The following is a 20900-nucleotide window of genomic DNA, read 5'->3' on the forward strand; positions in this document are numbered from 1 at the left end:
ATCTTAAAGATCGTTTAGCTAATGAGCCTTCAAATTGAAGGCTTTTTCTAAGTGACTTGAAAGTATTCGAGGTCTTGTTCATGAAAATCTTCTTATAGTAGAGAGTCCCACCAAGAAACAGGAGGCTTGGGATCATCTGTCTGGGGTTTCAACTTTTGCTTCGATTCTTGCTGAAAAGAGAGGACAAGATTCGGAAATTGCTGCGATTGCTGGGTTTCTCCACGATTTTTATTTCTATAAAACCGGGATCAAAGATTTCCCTGGTCCCAACAGCGCAGATGCTGTAAGACCTATAATACGCGGCATCCAAACTTTTACCAACGAAGAGCTGATTGTCATTCTTCGCTCGATTTTTTATCAAGAAGATAGACATCGAGTCCATGGCCCCTACGAAGAAATTATTAAGGATGCTATTTTATTGCAGATGAACTTTCAGAATACTGGAAACGATCCATCAATGGCGGATATACAAAGACTACCTAATGTGTTTGTTGAATTGGGAATCCCGGACGAGCATGTAAAAGCGGAATCCAACATCGACAAGGGAACGAAAAACCGGAACGCTGAAGACAGACGTCTTAAGCTGGCTGATTTAGCAGAGATGCTTGCAGCGCAAAAAATTATTGGCATCCCGGAAGATGAACTTTTTCGGGAAATTTGCAAGTATTGGCCGGATTCAGATATCTATAACGTACTTGAAGGGAAATGGTGCGCAGCATTCGTATACTACTGCTGTATGCAGGTTGGAATTCTACTACCAATTCGATATCCGAACAGCACTTACCGATTAGCTGGGGTTGGCGCTTGGTTGGATTGGGCCCAGTTACCTGAAACCGGCTTTTTCTATCACGACGAACATGATGGCTTTAATCCACAACGTGGTGATATTGTTATTTACGAGAAGCTTCTAACCGATGATTCTCATGATCATATCGGGATTGTTCTTATATGTGATGATAATAAAATATTGGTTGCAGAAGGTAATAATGACAATAAAAACTTCTCCAGCGTTCTTTATAGGGATAGGGGTCATTGTATTCTCGGATATATCCGAATAGACAACGGCTATCATTTCCAGTTCACTGGGGAGTATACACCGATCCAAAGTAGTTAAAACTTTTTTTGGTAAAACGTTCAGCGAGTTATGGTTTTATTGGTTTTCGTATGCAATACTTTCATCTAAATTTTTAAAATATATCATTAAAATACTATAACAAACTAACCGTTCTCTATAATCATTATTATTCGGAGTTTAGCTTGCGAAACGTTCTAACGAGGGAATATTATGATAGGTTAATCATTGCTTTTCACGACGATAATCTGTTTATCGGTACTTATAAAGTTCGACGATTAATTTCGACTAAAATGATATAGCTAGAGCTCATTTTGCCCTTAGTACAGGGAGAAATGAGCTCTTTCTCTTTTATCGGTTTCCAGTATATAGTGAATGACTAATCAGCTAACCTCAAGCCAAATGAAATAAATAAACGTTCATTTGTAACTTTTTACCACTACACGGCGTTTAATTGATATTGAGAGGAGATGATGCAACACAATGAGAAAGAAATGGACTGGATATGCGATCGTATTTTCATTATTGGTAGGCTTGTTGATGCCTGCGGGACAAATTAAGGCCGCAGAAAATAGCGTGAAGGTTACTCTGCCCAATTTTGAGGTGAAACTGAATGGCCATACAGTAGAAAATCAGTACCGGGAATATCCACTGCTGGTTTATCGCGATGTTACCTATATTCCGATGACCTGGAATGATACCAGAATGCTTGGTTTGGAGGCCATTTGGTCGTCGGCAGCTGGATTAAACATTAAGCAAAGCAAGGTAACCTCTTCGTATGAGACTTACAAGTCCAAGAGTCGCAATGCGACCACGTACTCCGCCAAGATATCTACATCGGCCATCACGGTCAATGGTAAGGTGATAAACAACTCTAAAGAAAAATATCCGTTGTTAAGCTTCCGGAACGTTACATATTTCCCACTGACTTGGCGTTTTGCGCATGACGAATTCGGATGGGAATATAAATGGAAAGCCGCCAGCGGACTTAGTATTACGTCTCATAACCCTCAGTTGCAAACGGTTGGCCTTCCCGCATTTGCTACAGATAACGATGTTGCCCTTTTTAAGGGGCATTATTATTTCGTGGACACAAAGGCCACCTCAGTCCATATTTATCGAGCTCCAGTAAATCAGCTGTCTGCCAGGAAAGAGATATACTCTTATACCTTCGACAAAGACTCGGACTTTCGGCAGGATGATGTAGCCTTTATAATCCGCGATCATGCGCTGTGGTTTTCTTATCATCGTGGCTCAGGGAGTGGGGGTTCAGATGTGTTCATCAGAATTGGTGATGATGGGAAGACGAAGGTGGTCGATACGGGATATTCTCGTGATTTCCGGGATACGCCCTTCGGTACGTTAATTATCGATAATAGATTTGATAATGAATCTGGATACCTATATTTTAAGGAAGGTACCAAATATAAAAGTGTTGGGGATCTGGATACCTTGAGGTTCGCTCATTCTGAGAGTGAGAATGGTCTATCGGCAACGACTGTCGTAGGAGACTACGTTTACGTATTATTAAATAGAGCTGCAAATGACCCCTATTTCATCTACAGAATCAACCTGAAAACGAATAAGACAGAGAAGATTGTTGATGAGTCAACCAACTGGTTCCGGATTGCGAATAACAAGCTTTACTATACGAACAATGACGAAGGCAACGTGTTATATTCAGCTACGTTGGAAGGAACAAATCAGACAAAGCTGTCCGAACATGCTGTGTCATGGTTTGACAGTATCGACGGCAACCTATTTTACACATCGAAGAAAGATTCAAAGCAGTTTGAGTTGTACAAGGTTAATACAAGTGGAAAAGATACTCTTTTATCGACAACGCCGTTTACCAGTGTTCAAGTGATAAACAAACAACTTGTATGCCTGCTTGGAAGCAACGATGGCGTCGTACTACTGGACAGTGAAGGGAGCTTGCTGCTTAAAGTAGCAGAACCAATTAAACGTCTTCTTACGTCCGATAATGGGATATTGCTCCAAAATTCTAAAAATTCTTCTCTAAAAATTATTCGTTAAACGAAATTCCGAATAATATTAACAGCAGTCGGTCAAAACGACCGGCTGCTTTTCTGTTTTAGTATCGTACAGATGTTTCTGCAAACCAAGTCAATTATTTGAAGCTCCTAATGAGCAGTAATCTTCAGTTATACATGAACTATATTTCCCAGCCTGTGAGAGGATCGAGTATGATTGAATCATACATTTTGACGAGAGTAGAGGTGTGAAATTACATATGCAAATTGAGGATATCATTAACGACTATAATAAGAATGAGACTATACCCTTCTCTGGTGCAATATTAATTGAAAACGAACGAGAGATCATATTCAAACAAGGCTATGGTTATGCAAATCGTAGTGACAAGATAAAGAATAAGACTAACACACGGTTCGGTATGGCATCAGGCTGCAAAGTTTTTACCGCAGTGGCCATTTGTCAGCTCGTAGAGAGAGGGCTATTAGACTTTGATACTTTTATAAAAGACTGCCTAGAGATTCCTTTCCCCAACTTTGATCCGAAAATAACGGTGCATCATCTACTTACTCACAGCTCAGGGATACCCGATTATTTTGATGAAGAATTCATGAGCAATTACGGAGATCTTTGGAAATCAGTACCTATGTACTCCATCACATCTCCAAAATGTTTCCTTCCCATGTTTCAAAATAATAAGATGAAATTCACTCCCGGTGATCGGTTTTCTTATAGTAATGCCGGCTTTATTTTACTTGGGTTAATAGTAGAACAAATAGCAGGGATGACCTTTCAGAATTATGTGGAGGAAAATATTTTCCGCATCTGTGAGATGAATGATTCAGGTTACTTTCATTTGAATCAATTACCCGAACGAACAGCATTCGGATATATAAACAGTGGGTTGACTTGGAAAACGAATATTTATTCAGTACCGATTGTCGGTGGCCCAGATGGTGGTGCTTTTACTACAGCTCACGATTTATCTAAGTTCTGGAGCGCATTGATGGACAACCGATTATTATCGAAACCACTAACCGAAAAAATGTTAACACCTCTTATAAAAGATAACGATTATATACATTATGGATATGGTGTATGGATACTGATAATAAATAATGAGATATTTAAATATTTTGTGATGGGAAGTGATCCTGGGGTTGAAATGCAATCCTCAATGTACCCAAAATCAAAATTATATGCCCATATATTAGCCAACATAGATAATGGTGCTGGATCAATAGCAACTAAAATTGATGAACATATACAAAGTGAGCAAACAGGTATCGACAGTTAAACAACAGGTTGACGAAGGGGGATTTCCAATGAAGATAGAATTGGCAGCGGAAAAAGATTATAAGTACATTGTTGAAAACGATAGACATATTCCTGAGACACTTGTAAAAACGAAGATTAAAGAAAAGGAGATCTTTATACTTAGAGATTCAGAAAAAGAAATTGGTTGGATGAGATATGGATACTTTTGGGATAACATTCCTTTTATGAACATGCTATGGATTGATGAAAAATATCGAGGACAAGGAATCGGTAAGAAAGTTGTACTGCATTGGGAAGAAATTATGCGCCAAAGAGGATTTAAACTAATAATGACGTCGACGCAATCTAATGAAGAAGCACAACATTTTTATAGGAAAATGGGATATCGTGATGCTGGATGTCTACTTTTGGAGACTCAACCTCTTGAAGTAATACTAACAAAATATCTCTAAGATTTTTTGATAGAATTTACATTGATGTATTTTGGATAGCTGATAGAGAAGTGAAGTGAAATGGTCGCTGCATAGAAGGGCGAAACGCACTTTTTATTCCAAATGATATAAATTTAATTAAAATAAGTAACTTACATCAACCTCTATTCGTCTATCTTAAAGGAAGATTCGGATAGTGGGAAGGGGGGGTAGAGAATGCGGATTGGGAAGAAGGAATTTGCGAGACTCCTGCTAGCAGGAATCCTTATGGTAAGCTTTCAATGGCCGGTACAAGCAAGTGCTGAGACGAAGCCGGTAACGATCTCTATCAATAACGAGAGCGAGCAAGGCTTCAGCCATTCACCTATGCTACTAGAAGGTTCAGTCTTTGTTCCGCTCAGGGAAACAGGCACAATGTTAGGCTACTCAACGACGTGGATTCCGGAAGGGAAACGAATTGTCATTCAAAACCCGGACACAAGAATCGAACTGAAACTCGGAAGCAAGGAAGCGCTCGTCAACGGTGCCAAACACACTCTGATAGCGGCTCCACATAACAGGAACGGTACCCTATATGTCCCAATACGGTTCATTGCCAAAGCGTTAGGCGCAAATGTTGTCTGGAATGCAAAGGAACGGCGAGTTGACCTCAACATGGTGAATCCGTTTCTCTACATTTATTATGGCTATGCAGGATATTGGCTGGATCGATCAAATGGTAAGCTGTACGTGGGCAGGCAGGACAAATACGTAAAGCTGGTCGCCGATACTAAGGCAAAAATTAATGGGAATGTCATGGTGATGATTGAATCTTTGTCCAATGATTCAGTAGTACTGAAGTTTCAGGACAACTACGGGGAGCGAAACAATAACAACGATATTTACAAAATGGTTCTGGACGGCAATGATCGGTTGACTCTGGATACAATAGTGCAATATTCAAACCATCCTGTCCGCCCAATCGATTGGTCCTTCACCGGGAGCGCCCTCTTGCTCGACGGATCAATCTTATATGAGGTGAACCATGCTGGGGTGCAGGCAAAGCACGATCTATCTGCGATTACCGGGTATGAGGACACCAGCTTTCAGGTGGAATTCTATGATGACAACTACATGGTCGTACGCCCGCACACAACAGGTTGGTTGACACTTGTTAACAGGAAGACGAACGAGACCGTCAGGTTGGCCGAGGTGCTGCTGGATAAGGAGAAGTGGGAAATTTACGCGTCCTTTGACAAGAACGACCCATTATTCGAACAATGGGATGGACTTCATATCGTGACACGCAATGGAAACAAACTGGAGCTGGGCTATTATTCGTTCTCGGATAACACAAGCTCGGAATTAGTTTACAAGTTGAACTAATGGAAATCTTTAAAGAGACCTTACAAAACGTTCCGACGTTTCGTAAGGTTTTTTGTATCCAGATTGATCGCTTTTACATAAGGAAATGTGGAAGAGTGAATTAAACTAAATGTCTAACCGAAAGATAGCAAGGGAACTTGACAGGACACCTTTCGGTGTCCTATAATCAATTAGACAACAAAAGGTGTCCTATTAGGTATTTATGAAGATTATTCAATGACATCACTGGAAATAATAATGAAAAGGTGGGGGTGATTTTGAACGATAAAGGTCAGGTTAGGGATGTTTATGACGCTGTTGCCGATCCAACAAGGCGAAAATTGCTTCAAATGTTGGCTAATGTTGAAGAATTACCACTACATGAGATAACGGTTCATTTTCAAATGGGTCGTACAGCAGTTTCTAAGCATTTGGCTATCCTTAAAGATGCAGATCTCTTAATTACTCGAAAGGTTGGTAGAGAAACGAGGTATCGGTTGAATGCCACTCCATTGAAAGAAATTAAAGATTGGGTATCTTTTTACGAAGGATTCTGGAAAGAAAGAATGGTTAAATTAAATCTTATATTGGAGGAAAAAAAATGAAACMAGATGTATCATTAGATTTTCAATTTACAAGTTCAATCGAGCAGGTGTGGAACGCTTTAACTGATTCGGATACTCTTGCGAAATGGATTTGGGATAATGATTTCAAGCCAGTCGTTGGACATAAATTTCAATTTCGGACAGAGCCTTCCGAATGGTGGAATGGAATTGTAGATTGCGAGGTGCTCGAAGTGGCCGAGCCTCATATATTATCTTACACTTGGTTAAGTGCCGGAGAAAGCACTACGATTACATGGACTTTGAAAGAAGGTTCAGAAGGAATTATCCATCTACATCTCGATCAATCTGGATTTAGTGAAGAAACAAAAGCCCGCCAGGGTGCCATCGAGGGAGCAACATACGCTTGGAAGAACTTTGGTGATCAGCTAGGGAAAGTCTTAGCATAACTGTAATAATGACTTCTTCATCCTCAATGATGACTGCTTTTCAGGAATAACCTATTAATCATTTTATACAAATAAACCATTCTTCAACAATAGGGCGCAATTCCGTAGCAAGAATTGTGCTCTTGCTTTATGATAAGGGCGCTTTTCCGGACACGGAAAGCGTCATTTTTAATGAAATAAAGGATTGTGTTAAATAACAAGAAGTTTAGAAATTGGTAATTGAAATTTTAGAGAATGGAGTGGATATCACTGTGAAAATAAATCAATTAATTGCGAACAATATTAAAAAATTAGATGCAGTACTACCAGTAGATAAATCGCTAGCAATTGCCGGTTTGTCTGGATCTGGTAAGACAACTTTTTGTCAAACAATTGGCGAAGAATCCAAGAAGCGTCTCGTTTCCTTGTTGCCAAAGGCTGAATATCAGTATTTATTTCCTAATATTATGGAAACCAATTTCAGTGCCATCAAGATGGAAGAAATGCCACTTGTTCTTTTTCTAGGGAGATCATCCATTTCTTCAAATCCACGTTCAACAATTGGCACGCATACTGGCGTGTTTACAGAGATTCGTGTCGCTCTTGCTGAAAAATTTAATCTTTCTCCAGAAGTATTTTCATTTAATAATGAATTAGGCTGGTGTCCTGATTGTAAAGGTCGCGGAACTACTAAAAATATCGAATGTAAAAAGTGCAAGGGGAAGCGCTACAGTCAAGAAGTTGAGCAATATAAAATCGAATTATTTGATCAAGGACAGAGTATTTCCGATATCAACGATTTAAGCATTGAAACCATTTTTTCACTAGCAGAAGTTTTAAAAATTAGTGACGGTAAACAACAAATTCTAAAAAATATAATCAATATGAATATTGGTTATTTAACACTAAATCGCATTATGGGCACATTGTCAGGTGGAGAATTAACACGACTTTATTTGGCAGAATTTATGGCAACAAGTGAAAATACCGTTATTATTATTGATGAAATCTCCGTGGGTCTTGATCACCAAACACTATTGAGAATTTTAGAAGAGATCAAACAATTGGGGTATAAGAATCAAATTTGGTTCATTGACCATTCAGACGCGGTGCTCGACACAGCGGATACGCACTTGTTTTTTGGACCTGGTAGTGGTAAATATGGTGGGAAAATAGTTGAAGAATCACCACGACCAGAACCAATCAGTTGGGAACAAAATCAAGCAATTCCAACAGAATACTATCAATTTCAAGATCTTTACTGTCGTAATATTCAAATGGCCGAAATTCAGATTCCTAAAAATAGACTTGTAACTTTTACGGGTGAGTCCGGATGTGGTAAATCTACACTTGTCAATGAGTGTATGGCCAAAGATTTTCTAAAGCGATATCCTAAAGATAAACTGATAATAGTAGGGCAAGATCGAAACCAATCGATTACCAGTCGGTCAACTGTTGCGACTTTTCTTGATATTAAAAAGAAGCTTACAAAATATAGTGACGATATTGATGATATTTTTCAGCGCTCGATTGAAGATATTATTGAAGAACTGCCAAATGAAGACATCGCGCATAAACGCTTAAGCTTATTGATCAAGCTTGGACTTGGTTATTTGACGTTGGAAAGAAAAACACAATCATTATCGACCGGTGAATTTCAATGTGTCCATTTAGTTTCTGAGCTATTTGCAGGTTCAAGAAACCCAAATACGCTTTTTATTTTTGACGAGCCTTCAAAGGGCTTATCACAAAATATTTTAAATCAATTCATTGACAGCGTAAGGGTCATTCTGCAGGATGAATCTGTCTCGATTATTATGATTGAGCATAATTCGTATATGCTAGAAAGCTCTGATTTTATCATTGATTTTGGTAAAAGACAGCTTGCACCTGTGGAGCATCTTGATGTCGTCAGTCATGATGATTATTATCGTCATAAAAACAATGCAGACGTTGTTACTCCATCGCAAATTTTTTCAACACTTAATCAAAATAATGGAATTAACTACTTAAAAGAAAATCAAGTTGCCTATTTTAAAAATGCAGAAAACGTCTATAAGGGTGGTATCTTAAAAAGCTTATCATCAATGGCCCGTCTCATTTATGGTGAATACGAATCTGATACACTTGCACCCGTCATCGCCATTGATCTGGAACGGCACCTATATAGTCAATATAGTTTTCTCTATGAAATTGGTGGCTTGATCAACCATATTGTAGCGGCACATCCAACCAATAAAGATACGAGTAGCTTCGATTTCTATTATCAAGACAATCATTGTCCATGCTGCTCGGGTCGCCGAGTGATTGGGAAATTTGATTTTGATATTGTTATTCAGGACAAAACCGTGCCATTCTGGGATGGCTTATTGCATCCAGATGCGATGGAGGTTTTAAAGTTCTATCAATTTTCAAAAATACAATTCATCTTTGATGAGATTAAGAATGAGCTTGGTCAGGATATAAGCAAAAGTTTTAACGAGATGACCGAAGCCGAAAAACTTACCTTTTTATACGGGTATTGGGAAAAGTCATTTTATGATAAAGCAAGCAAGGCTTCGAGGACTTGGGAGGGCTTTAATCACATCATTGGAAACTATATATTTATATCCAAATCGATTATAAAAGAGCATATAAAAGAATCCAAAGAAATGATTACCTGTCCAATCTGTCAAGGGACTGTGTTAAATCATCATAAAAAGCTAAAATTTGGCGACACGGATATTCGTGAGATTATTCAGCAGCCTATTGATCAAGTCATGAAAACCGTTGGTGGATTACAGGTGCTAGAAAAAATGAAAGACATTGTCGGCGGCGATATGGTTTTGACGGAGGATGTCTCTCTATTGCCTAGGGAAACACAAGTCGCCCTGAAAATGCTTGAACTAGAGCTGGCAAGCTTTGCGCACTATGAAATGGTTTTACAAAATGTCCTGCCATTCTGGGGCAGTATTAGCGGCAGTATCGAATCCATCAGCATTAATAATCGGATCAGCATCTGTGATTTTGCCAATATCACCGAAACAAGAGAAACCATCATTGATAAGTATTTCACTAATGGAAAATACAAAAAACTGACCTATGTCTATGAAGCGTTTGGTTACAAAAAAATTGTCACCTTAATTAATAAAATCAAAGCAAGTCAACCATGTCCATTCTGTAAAGGAAAGAAAGTAATTTCGGAAGATGGGCTTCATGATGGCGTCTATAAATTAACGATACCATGTGTTAGTTGTTATGCAAGTGGCATCAATGATGAAGGGCGTACGGAAATCGTCGATGGCATAGATGTACAAACATGGTTGACTGGCAAAGTAAGTGATGTTGTTACTGAAGGCTTAAATCTTGATACTGTTGCAGATATTCCAATTTTCAATCGTATTCGTGAGTTGAATAAACAAGAAATGATGGCGATTTACCAATTCCTTGAGCAAAACAATTAAACTAGAATATAGTGCTAGATGTCAGTCAGTGAAGAAAACTCGTTTGTAATAATGAATTGCAAATGATTTTTTTCTATGAAAGTATTAATTACGTTATCAACAAAAAATTTATGGGGTGTAATGGCTCATGGAAATCAGACTGGATTATATCAAAGTGCAACCCGAAGCTTTACAAACACTTTTGAAATTAGAAGGGTATGTGATAAAGAGCGGTATTGACCACAAACTGCTGGAGCTGATTAAAATTCGTGCCTCGCAAATTAATGGCTGCGCCTACTGCCTTGATATGCATACGAAAGATGCGCGTGCGACCGGGGAGACAGAGCAGCGATTGTATATGCTTAGCGCATGGCGGGAAGCACCGTTCTATACGGAAGCGGAGCGTGCCGCAATAGCATTAACGGAAGCTGTGACCAAAATTTCAGATGCTGGCGTGCCGCAGGAATTGTATGAGCAAGTCCGCAAACATTTTGATGAGGGCCAATTTGTCAATTTAATTATGGCGATTAATGCAATCAACTGTTGGAATCGAATAGCGATTTCAACGGGTATGGTACCTGGTGAATATCAGCCGGCCGAACGTAAATAATAGATTTTCACAGACCGACCTCAGGTAGGTATACAAACCAAAAACACTTTCGTTGGGTCCTTATTTCACATTTTATTGAGAATAATTGCCCAAGTGAATTTAACCAAGAAGGCAGCAGATCTGAGATCTGCTGCCTTTCTTCGTCGGTATTAAAATGTTAACGTCAGGCACTCGCAAATTATCTGCAAATCTTAACGTAGACGCATATTTGTCCTTACTACGTGTAGATGGAACACTGGTTAATGTCGGTGCACCAGCCGAACCAGATCAATACAATGTCTTTTCATTGATTATGAGTCGTCGCAGCATTGCTGGTTCACTCGTTGGTGGAATTCGTGAAACTCAGGAGATGCTCGATTTCTCTGCACAACACGGAATTGCACCAAAGATTGAAGTTATTCGGGCTGATCAAGTGGACGAAGCATATCAGCGTGTCCTGCGCAGTGATGTGCGTTATCGTTTTGTTATCGATATTTCCACTATGTAATATTTATTAAAATTTAGATCAACTGCTAGAGATGGGTGGTCAATTACTGGCTAGCCCATCTTTTCCTTTCTTATAACTGGATATTTAAACTTCTATTCACTTAACAATGAACCCAACTGTTCTGCTAATATTTGATGGGTTACATTGTAATTGTCATCGAGCACAACCTCAATGTGATCAGCCAAGCGGATTGGATTATCGTAGGATAGTGTATTTTTTTCATGAGGTCCTGATTTTATATACAATTTTTTAATTTAATTAAGTTTGTAAAATTTTCATTGAATAATCTTTAAGTTGACGGGATATCCTAATAACTCAAATGCCACCATCCAAATCCAATAACCAGCTACACAGCCATTTACTTTACAAAATCTAAGGAGGTAGCGTTCTTATATGAGTGGGAAACCTCAATTCACAGCTGGACAAGAGTTAAGAACTGATAGCGATATTCGTAATGCGATGTTAGAAAAAGAGCCTATTATGGTCTATCAGGACCTTATGCGATTGAGACCTCCTTTGCCAATTATTGCATACAATGATGATATAGTAAAAATTGCTGACGGCACTACCTTTCTTCGAAGGGTAACAAAATTCTACACTTTAAGTGATGAAGAAGCAGCGGTTTATAATTCCAATTCAAATAAATAGAAGGAGGCGCGTTTTACCTCTTTCTTTATTATGAAAGTCGAGTTTTATTAGAGGGATGAAGAAATTGTCGGTTGACAAGAATATGAGCCGATTATTTTCCGCGTAAATCGCGGTTTTTTTGTTTTATCGGTACATATTCTTGTCAATGTACAATGTATAGAATATGTAAAATTGCCAAAGTGCTATTAAGTTTTCTCAAGAAGGCTCACTTATTCGTTAAATTTGTCAACTTGATAAGGGACGATAGATAATGCTCTATAGGAATTCTAACGGGTAACGTCAGTTGAACAAATAGTAGGCAGTTTTCTGCGGCAGCTGCTCCCTTTCATTATTAAGTGAAGCTAACTGACAGGATAGCATAATAAATACGTCAAGGCAGCCGACCAGATCGATTGGCTGCCTTTTCTAGGCTAACAGGAGATTACGTCAATGAACAACTGAAAATTTTTCGTTTGATTACCACAATAAAATCTAAAAACAACTAACCGCCATTGAGGTTGCTTCTTATTCTTTATTACTTTACCGATCCTCCTTACCTACGGCGGTCTTACTTCAACTTCGCTTCCAGCCAATTCAATTGGGCTTGAAAACGAAGCTGTTTTATCCCCGCCTTCGTCAGATCCGGTAGGCCATCCTCCGTCGCGACCAGCACCAGCCGCGAATCGGTGTTCCAGCCAACCCTCGCGCCAAAAGTCTCGAGCACCAGCCGCGCGGGGATATATGTACGGCCTCCGGTTATTCGCGCCGGAGTGGTAGATAGCGCTTTCCCGTTTACATAAATGGTATTGGAATCTATCGGCAGCTTTATCGTTGTGCCGTCTTTGTTGGCAGTCACGACGCGCGCCTTGGGATCCCAAGAGATGTCGGCTCCCATTTTCTCCAGCAACTCACGAAACGGTACTAGCGTGAATCCATTTTGAACCAGAGGTTCATTATCCAACTTAAGCAGTTCGTTGTTCCAARCAATCGCCGCTTTATATCTGATGCTTCCGGACGGTACTACAGCGTCGATCAGCCAATCACTAGCAGGAGGGAAGGGATGATCGACGGGTTTGTTTACAAAGTCGAGCCATTCACCTGTATTCGCGTCAATGGACGGTTGGTCTCCATAGTAGAATAGCGGAACGCCAGGCTTGATTCGCAGCATATAATACGGTTTATTGGTCTTGCCGTCCGGTTTGTATACCAGCTCCAATTCATAATTAGACAATAAGCGGAGCTTCGCGAGTTCAGACTCGTATTGAGGCTTTATTTTGTCTGTGAAAGGGGGCGTTTCCCGGTTGTAATCGGATGAGAACTCGCCGGCTTCATTAATAAAGTAATAATCATGCATGGAATAGGTCAGCTTCTTAGGCTGAGAGTTCTCGTTCCAGTGCAGGAAAGGTGTTTGTTCGTTATAGAAATTCATAGCAGCAGCCTGATAGGACATTATCGAATCGGCGGCTTCAAACGTTTGTTTGTTCCAAAACACTTTGTAGTTTGTCACTTGTCCTGTCATAGAATCTACAAGTAGATAAAAATAGTTACCTTCAAATCGAATTCCGTTATAGGCGCGGTCGAATCGAATCCAATTAGGTTCCTCGCGGTTATGATACTCCGATAAAGGATAGGAGTTGTGAATCCATGTGTTCTCAATCTCCCATGGCTGCTCTTTTATGAACTCAGCCCCGATTTTTACTGCCTCGTCTAAAGTTACCTTCCCCTTGCTTTCATTAGAGACATCGAAATTATGTTCGGAAAATTGGATCACATCGCCTGTTAAACTGCTCAGCCATATCTCTCCTAATCGGTTTTGCATTTCATAATCGATTTTCCAAACTTCGCCGGAGCGTTTGTTTATACTGCTTACGATTGCTTCTTGTGGAAGCAAGTTCAATTCTTTGGCGCGCTCGGCGGCTTGCTTGCCTTCGGCAAGCTTGACGGRTGCAGTTTCGGCAGATTGAATATTCGTAGGGAGAACAACGGCGATTGCGCTGAAAACGAGGGATGACGCAATCATTAACTTGGTAATCCGTCTCCCATATGCTAAAGTCGAACCCTGATTCATGACTTACCATCCTTTCATTTAGAGTATATACTTACTAATATAACTATATATTTCCACTAACAAGACGTTCGGAAAGTAAAAAGGTTGCAATTCAAAGCGGAAAATGTTCGGAATATATTGTGTGAAAGGAGTATTTTACGGCCGCACTAATTGTAGGGGGAACTGTGTTTTCTATGCCCAGCATCCTAATTGCGATTCAAATCCCGTGGAAAAAGAAATTTTGATTAGCAAGGGAGACTATGAGAGAATGTCTAAAATCCTTTGAGAGGTCAATGTTGGAAAACTACCAATTTCTACGCTTAAAGATGCTCAACCACTTCTTGAAAAAAGACCAGATATGTTATCGAAAAAAATCACTTATCAGATAAAAGTTCGAGCTCAAAAGTAAACAAATCAGAAATTGATATGGAGGCAGCTATGTCCAATACCATACATTTGAAGTTTAATTTAGAGGGTATGTTTAAAATTGTTCAATTTACAGATATACATCGTACATATGGTGAGGAAAAGGATGCAGCGTCCATGCAACTGATGGAGGARGTGCTGGATCTCGAAAAGCCCGACCTTGTCTTTTATTCCGGCGATCTCGTATCCGGCAATAGCATCAGCAAGAACGGTCTTGGCGACACCCTTAGTATTATTCGCGAGGTGGTTGAGCCGGCAGACCGCCGGGGGATTCCTTGGGCAACGGTTTTTGGGAATCATGACGGGCAAGGAAACGCAAACAATCAACAATTACTTGAGTCTCTGCAGGAAAGTCCGTTATGTCTAACTGAGGGAGGACCTGAAGAGATTAATGGGATAGGGAATTATGTACTGAAGATTGGTGGAAGCAGAGAAGGGAATACAGCTGCGCTTATCTATGCATTTGATTCGGGTGACCAGTCTCCGCTTGGCGGGTGGGGATCGATTGCACGGAACCAGATCGATTGGTATATCCGAGAATCCCAAAAGTTAACCCATGCAAACGGAAGTCCATTGCCTGCTCTTGCTTTCTTCCATATTCCGATTCCGGAGTATGATGAGGTGTGGGATCATCATGTTTGTCATGGAACGAAGTGGGAAAAGGTATGCTGCCCGAATCTCAATACGGGCTTGTTTGCAGCATTATATGAAATGGGTGATGTGATGGGTACTTTTGTTGGTCATGACCACGGGAATGATTATTATGGGGATCTCCACGGAATTCGACTTACCTATGGTCGAGCTACTGGAGGCTACAGCAAGAATAACTCCGCTAAGGGCGCTCGGATCATACAGATGCGAGAAGGAAAAAGAGGCTTTAATTCCTGGATTCGATTGTCGGGAGGAGTCTTGATTACAGAGCAGCCACAGCACCAGCCGGAGGGACGAGTATTAAGCCCATTGTTAATTAGTGGTTGATATACCCRGTGCAACTTCAGGATTTCCTAGACTGCATAGGACAGATAGGGAACTATGCATTGACGGAGTTCGGCTCGAACCATGGTTTTTAATGTGACTAATGATAGTGGGAAATCAAAAAAGAACCTGAGTAGTTTTATCAGGTTCTTTTATATTGTATATAAACAGACACGATGATATAATCAGATTACGACTTCTGTGAGTCACACGAACATAATTATTTCATCTTACATTTCAATATTATCATGCCGGTGAACTCTTGTCAAATGTTTTTTCTCAATTTAATGGTTAGGAGAGATATCGAATGAGTTCTTTGGTTCTCGGTTTTCAGGAAATGGAAATGACGCAGCTTTTGCTCGTTGGTGGAAAAGGGTTAAATTTAGGGGAATTATCAAAAATTGAAGGAATACAAGTACCAGAAGGATTTTGTGTTACAACTGTGGGATATCAAAAAGCCATTGTACAAAACGAAACGTATCATGGTTTGTTGCATCGACTAACAATGCTAAAAGTAGAAGATCGAGATCAAATTGGTGAAATCAGCAGGAAGATTCGACAAATAATTATAGAAGTAGAGATTCCTACCGATGTTGTGAAAGCAATTACTCACTATCTCTCCCAGCTTGGTGAWGAACATGCTTATGCAGTGCGTTCTAGTGCGACTGCTGAAGATTTACCACATGCCTCTTTTGCCGGTCAACATGACACCTATTTAAATATCATCGGCAAAGAAGCAATCTTGCAGCATATCAGCAAATGTTGGGCTTCCCTATTTACGGATCGCGCGGTAATCTACCGTATGCAAAATGGATTTGACCACAGTCAAGTTTATTTATCCGTTATCGTTCAAAGGATGGTTTTCCCACACGCTTCAGGAATTTTATTTACCGCTGATCCAATTACTTCCAACCGAAAGTTGCTATCCATCGATGCCAGTTTTGGACTTGGAGAAGCGCTGGTCTCTGGCTTGGTATCTGCCGATTGTTATAAAGTACAGGAAGGGGAAATCGTCAATAAGAGGATAGCAACCAAAAAATTGGCTATCTATGGACTAAAAGAAGGCGGAACAGAGACAAAGCAGATCGATCCTAATCAGCAAAAAACTCAAACACTTACTGAACAACAAATTCTACAACTGGCACGCATCGGAAGACAGATCGAAGCTTATTTTGGTTGCCCCCAGGACATCGAATGGTGTTTGGTTGATGATACATTTTTTATTGTCCAGAGTCGGCCAATCACTACTTTATACCCCATCCCTGAAGCGAATGATCAAGAAAATCACGTCTATGTATCTGTCGGTCATCAACAAATGATGACCGACCCCATGAAACCATTGGGACTGTCATTTTACCTGTTAACGACTCCTGCACCCATGCGTAAAGCTGGTGGAAGGTTGTTTGTTGATGTTACACATATGCTGGCTTCACCTGTCAGCAGAGAAACTTTTTTAAATACCCTGGGAAAATCCGATCCGCTCATAAAAGACGCATTTATGACCCTAATAGAGCGAGATTTTATAACATCGTTACCAGATGATAGAAAAGAACTGAGTCCCGGTAATAGCAGTAAAGATAGGTCGTCTGCAAGTTTTCAAGCACAAATCGAAAACGATCCGGCAATCGTTTCTGATTTGATTAAGAACAGTCAAACATCGATAGAAGAATTAAAACAAAACATCCAAACGAAATCAGGAGCAAATTTATTTGATTTTATTCTGGAAGATCTCCAGGAATTAAAGAAGATCTTATTTGACCCACAAAGTTCAAAGGTTTTTATGACTGCTATGAATGCTACGTCATGGATCAATGAAAAAATGTACGAGTGGTTAGGTGAAAAAAACGCAGCAGATACGCTTTCTCAATCTGTACCAAACAATATTACTTCGAAAATGGGTCTAGCGCTATTGGATGTCGCAGATGTGATTCGTCCTTATCCAGATGTAATTAATTATTTACAACATGTAAAAGATGATAACTTCTTGGATGAACTGGTTAAGTTTGATGGTGGACAGGAAACTCAAGACGCTATATATGCTTATCTCAACAAATACGGAATGCGATGTGCCGGTGAAATCGATATTTCGAGAACTCGTTGGAGTGAAAAACCAATTACACTTGTCCCCATGATTCTCAGTAATATCAAAAACTTTGAGCCTAATGCTGGCAATCGGAAATTTGAGCAAGGGCGACAGGAAGCTTTAGAAAAAGAACAAGAGTTATTAAATCGATTGAAGAAATTACCGGATGGTGAACAAAAAGCTGAAGAGACAAAACGAGTGATCAGCTTAATTCGGAATTTCATCGGTTATCGTGAATATCCAAAATACGGCATGATTAATCGCTACTTCGTTTATAAGCAGGCTTTACTGAAAGAAGCCGAACAACTCGTACAAGCTAGCGTTATTCATGAAAAAGAAGATATATACTATCTCACTTATGAAGAACTTCACGAAGTTGTACGCATAAATAAACTGGATTATCAGATCATCAGTAAACGAAAAGACGATTACAAATTTTTTGAAAAACTAACTCCCCCACGTGTAATCACGTCTGATGGTGAAATCATTGCGGGTGAGTACAAACGAGAAAATCTGCCAGACAAAGCGATTGTAGGTCTACCTGTTTCTGCCGGAGTTATAGAGGGACGAGCACGTGTCATCTTAAACATGGAAGATGCTGATCTGGAAGATGGAGATATATTAGTCACTGCCTTTACTGACCCTGGCTGGACATCATTGTTTGTATCCATTAAAGGCCTGGTCACCGAAGTTGGTGGACTGATGACCCATGGAGCAGTTATCGCACGTGAATATGGCTTACCAGCAGTTGTTGGAGTGGAAAATGCTACTAAACTAATTAAAGATGGGCAACGAATTCGCGTGCATGGAACAGAAGGTTATATCGAAATATTGTAATGGCTGAATACGTCAAGTAAGAGCCTCTGTCATAATGGACGGCATTAAATGTAACCTGTCATGGATAAAAGGGCGGTTACCCTGTTCGTCCTTTTATGACAGCACTAGACAGCCGTATTTACCCGTCGGTACCCGGATTCAGTAATTCCAACTATAAAAATTACTTGAATTTAACATTAGCGTCAAGCAAGATAGCATCCCATTTAAAATAAGACATAAAGGAGATAGAGTTATGACGGAATTCTGGGAATCAAGTTTTATAGAAAAACAAACGATGTGGGGATTTGAACCTACAGACTCCGCAATCGTGACAAAGGACTTTTTCCTTGAAAGGAATGTTAAGGACATACTGGTACCAGGTATTGGATATGGCAGAAATGCAAAGGTTTTTATTGACAATGGAATAAATGTAACAGGTATTGAGATTTCAAAAACAGCGATTGATTTGGCGAGGCAAAACGGGCTTGATATTAGTATTTTTCATGGTTCAGTAACTGACATGCCTTTTGATAACAAACTCTATGACGGTATATTCTGCTATGCACTTATTCACTTATTGAATGATCGTGAGAGAGATAAGTTTATTAAGGATTGCTATAATCAGTTAAAGCCAAATGGATATATGATTTTTACAACTGTCTCAAAAAAAGCTCCAATGTTTGGAAAGGGCAAACAATTGGATAAAGACTACTTCGAGATAATGGAAGGCGTAAAAATGTTTTTTTATGATTCTGACTCCATAAAACAAGAATTTGAAAAATATGGACTGGTAGAGTTTTCAGAAATTGACGAGCCAAATAAGAACATGAATGATAAACCTCAAATAAATTTTATAATTGTAAAAGCAAGAAAAAACTATAAAGAAAATCATATACTTTCAACACTATTCTAAAACATAGCCTTATAGAAAAATGTATCCTACTGAGTACGAAAAAAATAGTCATTACTATAACGGGGAACGTTAGCTCAATCAAACAGTGACAGTCTAGGACGAATAAGAAAGCCTATTCTGCTAAACGGGTAACGATAGTTTAACAAACCAGCATCAGCTCATCGCGATCCGTTTCTGACAATCAGTTTCTTAACGAACTTGGGTACGATTATGAAAAGGGGGATTTTTTCATGAATAGTATGGTCAAATTTCCGATCGAAAAGAGTTTGAAAGAGGTCATTACCGAGAACCGCGCTAAGCGTATAGCAGAAACGGCACGTATGGAAACAGAAATTGAGGAATTGAACGCAAAATTGGCGCATTTAAAAATACATGATTRTGATTACGCTTAGATAACGAGTACATGAATTGATTCATATTAAGAGGACTAATGCCCATTAAAAAGACTGTAATGCGGTCTTCAGTAACCTAACAAGCAATCGAGGGCTCAGTGAAAACCCTGAGCCCTGCTTTTCGTATAATTTACCAGACTATTCTGATCTGTGTGTATCTTCGTCGTTACCTTCAACAGCTTCGCCCGCCTTATTGCCCAACGCTGCGCCTACGATTCCACCTACAACGGTTCCAACAGGACCTAAAGCAGAACCCACAACAGCACCCACGGCACCACCACCCACGGTTCCTACAGCTTCTCCAGTGTCAAYGCCATCCGTATTGTTCGTGTTGTGGTCAGAGCCACTGTTTCGATTTCGATCGTTGTTTTTTGTCATCCATCTCACTCCCTCATTTTTATGAACACTACTACTTTGTAGCGTAGTTACTTATCTTACCCTAACCAAGCTGAAGGATTCATAAATAAACATCTTAATGACATTGAGACCGTTATTAAATTGATTTCCAAGTCGATCTTCCCTCTGGGTGTAGGGTGTACAGGGCAAGTTATTTTTTAGACACATGAGACAACTAAACCTAATATCCTACATTAGCCCATTATTTAAAGGAGAGTTTTGATGGAAAGAAAATTAATTTTTGATTACATTATTGTTGGTACAGGACCCGCAGGAGCAGTAATCGCTAAAACCTTATCCGACGATAAAAGAACATCCGTCCTTGTTCTAGAATCGGGCGGAAACAACGATAATGACAAACCGATAAGCGACTCGACGATGGCTTCTGAGCTGGAAGAACAGTTCTTTCCTCAGTATTTTTGGCAAGGAGAAGGTGTCCCGCAAGCGGGGTTGGACGATCGTACGTTTGAATGGACAACAGGACGTCTCTTGGGAGGCGGTTCATCGATTAACGGAGAACAGTACGTGCGCCCAACAGGCCAGGTATTTAAAGAATGGGAAAGGCTGCTCGGGCCTCTCTGGTCTCCTGATCGAG

17 protein-coding genes and 1 pseudogene are annotated in these 20900 nt (G+C 39.8%); 16 read left to right on the forward strand and 2 right to left on the reverse strand.

Features of this window, described 5'->3' with window-relative positions:
- Positions 1-424: 424 nt before the first annotated feature.
- The 11 genes and pseudogenes from AC1DWN_RS12350 (at position 425) to AC1DWN_RS12400 (ending at position 12278) form a co-directional block, all read left to right on the forward strand.
- Positions 425-1114, forward strand: a complete 690-nt coding sequence (locus AC1DWN_RS12350; RefSeq protein ID WP_477559214.1) for a CHAP domain-containing protein — start codon at positions 425-427, stop codon at positions 1112-1114.
- Between the two features lie 441 nt (positions 1115-1555).
- A complete protein-coding gene (locus tag AC1DWN_RS12355; protein ID WP_477559199.1) occupies positions 1556-3109 on the forward strand; it encodes a DUF5050 domain-containing protein in 1554 nt (517 codons plus the stop codon).
- Between the two features lie 217 nt (positions 3110-3326).
- Entirely contained in the window at positions 3327-4364 is a 1038-nt protein-coding gene (locus AC1DWN_RS12360) for a serine hydrolase domain-containing protein (protein WP_477559200.1), read from the forward strand.
- A 28-nt stretch (positions 4365-4392) separates the two neighbouring features.
- On the forward strand, positions 4393-4797 hold the full coding sequence (locus AC1DWN_RS12365) for a GNAT family N-acetyltransferase (protein ID WP_477559201.1): 405 nt from the start codon (positions 4393-4395) through the stop codon (positions 4795-4797).
- Positions 4798-4992: 195 nt separating this feature from the next.
- Positions 4993-6141 (forward strand): copper amine oxidase N-terminal domain-containing protein, encoded by a 1149-nt coding sequence (locus AC1DWN_RS12370; RefSeq protein WP_477559202.1) that lies wholly within the window; start codon positions 4993-4995, stop codon positions 6139-6141.
- A gap of 257 nt (positions 6142-6398) precedes the next feature.
- Positions 6399-6725, forward strand: a complete 327-nt coding sequence (locus tag AC1DWN_RS12375; RefSeq protein WP_477559203.1) for an ArsR/SmtB family transcription factor — start codon at positions 6399-6401, stop codon at positions 6723-6725.
- Positions 6722-7132, forward strand: a complete 411-nt coding sequence (locus AC1DWN_RS12380; protein ID WP_477559204.1) for an SRPBCC family protein — start codon at positions 6722-6724, stop codon at positions 7130-7132. Before AC1DWN_RS12375 ends, AC1DWN_RS12380 begins: the two co-directional genes overlap by 4 nt.
- 251 nt (positions 7133-7383) lie before the next feature.
- Positions 7384-10554 (forward strand): ATP-binding cassette domain-containing protein, encoded by a 3171-nt coding sequence (locus tag AC1DWN_RS12385; protein WP_477559215.1) that lies wholly within the window; start codon positions 7384-7386, stop codon positions 10552-10554.
- Between the two features lie 127 nt (positions 10555-10681).
- Positions 10682-11143: a carboxymuconolactone decarboxylase family protein gene (locus AC1DWN_RS12390; protein ID WP_477559205.1), complete on the forward strand. Its 462-nt coding sequence runs from the start codon at positions 10682-10684 to the stop codon at positions 11141-11143.
- A gap of 178 nt (positions 11144-11321) precedes the next feature.
- Positions 11322-11630: pseudogene (locus tag AC1DWN_RS12395) on the forward strand (zinc-binding dehydrogenase); the annotation flags it as partial.
- A 393-nt stretch (positions 11631-12023) separates the two neighbouring features.
- Positions 12024-12278, forward strand: a complete 255-nt coding sequence (locus AC1DWN_RS12400; RefSeq protein WP_477559206.1) for a hypothetical protein — start codon at positions 12024-12026, stop codon at positions 12276-12278.
- 547 nt (positions 12279-12825) lie between these two features.
- Here AC1DWN_RS12400 and AC1DWN_RS12405 read toward each other — a convergent pair.
- On the reverse strand, positions 12826-14325 hold the full coding sequence (locus AC1DWN_RS12405; protein ID WP_477559207.1) for a copper amine oxidase N-terminal domain-containing protein: 1500 nt from the start codon (positions 14323-14325) through the stop codon (positions 12826-12828).
- Positions 14326-14742: 417 nt separating this feature from the next.
- On the opposite strand from AC1DWN_RS12405, the gene AC1DWN_RS12410 reads away from it, so the two are divergent.
- The 4 genes from AC1DWN_RS12410 (at position 14743) to AC1DWN_RS12425 (ending at position 19909) form a co-directional block, all read left to right on the forward strand.
- Positions 14743-15708: a metallophosphoesterase family protein gene (locus AC1DWN_RS12410; RefSeq protein ID WP_477559208.1), complete on the forward strand. Its 966-nt coding sequence runs from the start codon at positions 14743-14745 to the stop codon at positions 15706-15708.
- A gap of 304 nt (positions 15709-16012) precedes the next feature.
- Positions 16013-18625 carry a phosphoenolpyruvate synthase gene (gene ppsA / locus AC1DWN_RS12415; RefSeq protein ID WP_477559209.1) on the forward strand — a complete coding sequence of 871 codons (2613 nt, stop codon included), beginning with the start codon at positions 16013-16015 and terminating at the stop codon, positions 18623-18625.
- Positions 18626-18857: 232 nt separating this feature from the next.
- Positions 18858-19517, forward strand: coding sequence for a class I SAM-dependent methyltransferase (locus tag AC1DWN_RS12420; RefSeq protein ID WP_477559210.1), 660 nt, complete (start codon positions 18858-18860; stop codon positions 19515-19517).
- Positions 19518-19747: 230 nt separating this feature from the next.
- The gene (locus tag AC1DWN_RS12425; protein WP_477559211.1) at positions 19748-19909 is read left to right on the forward strand and encodes a hypothetical protein; all 162 of its coding nucleotides are present in this window, start codon (positions 19748-19750) and stop codon (positions 19907-19909) included.
- Between the two features lie 138 nt (positions 19910-20047).
- Here the strand turns inward: AC1DWN_RS12425 and AC1DWN_RS12430 are convergent, their stop codons facing one another.
- Positions 20048-20287 (reverse strand): glycine zipper domain-containing protein, encoded by a 240-nt coding sequence (locus AC1DWN_RS12430; RefSeq protein ID WP_477559212.1) that lies wholly within the window; start codon positions 20285-20287, stop codon positions 20048-20050.
- 240 nt (positions 20288-20527) lie between these two features.
- On the opposite strand from AC1DWN_RS12430, the gene AC1DWN_RS12435 reads away from it, so the two are divergent.
- Positions 20528-20900: GMC family oxidoreductase N-terminal domain-containing protein (locus tag AC1DWN_RS12435; protein ID WP_477559213.1), on the forward strand; the 373-nt coding region annotated here is incomplete at its 3' end.

This window comes from Paenibacillus sp. P4_A7 (assembly GCF_056402455.1).

Excerpts from the sequence above, each read along its gene's own strand:
- AC1DWN_RS12350 (WP_477559214.1), top strand. The coding sequence starts at position 425 with ATGAACTTTCAGAATACTGGAAACGATCCATCAATGGCGGATATACAA.
- AC1DWN_RS12355 (WP_477559199.1), top strand. The coding sequence starts at position 1,556 with ATGAGAAAGAAATGGACTGGATATGCGATCGTATTTTCATTATTGGTA.
- AC1DWN_RS12360 (WP_477559200.1), top strand. The coding sequence starts at position 3,327 with ATGCAAATTGAGGATATCATTAACGACTATAATAAGAATGAGACTATA.
- AC1DWN_RS12365 (WP_477559201.1), top strand. The coding sequence starts at position 4,393 with ATGAAGATAGAATTGGCAGCGGAAAAAGATTATAAGTACATTGTTGAA.
- AC1DWN_RS12370 (WP_477559202.1), top strand. The coding sequence starts at position 4,993 with ATGCGGATTGGGAAGAAGGAATTTGCGAGACTCCTGCTAGCAGGAATC.
- AC1DWN_RS12390 (WP_477559205.1), top strand. The coding sequence starts at position 10,682 with ATGGAAATCAGACTGGATTATATCAAAGTGCAACCCGAAGCTTTACAA.
- AC1DWN_RS12400 (WP_477559206.1), top strand. The coding sequence starts at position 12,024 with ATGAGTGGGAAACCTCAATTCACAGCTGGACAAGAGTTAAGAACTGAT.
- AC1DWN_RS12420 (WP_477559210.1), top strand. The coding sequence starts at position 18,858 with ATGACGGAATTCTGGGAATCAAGTTTTATAGAAAAACAAACGATGTGG.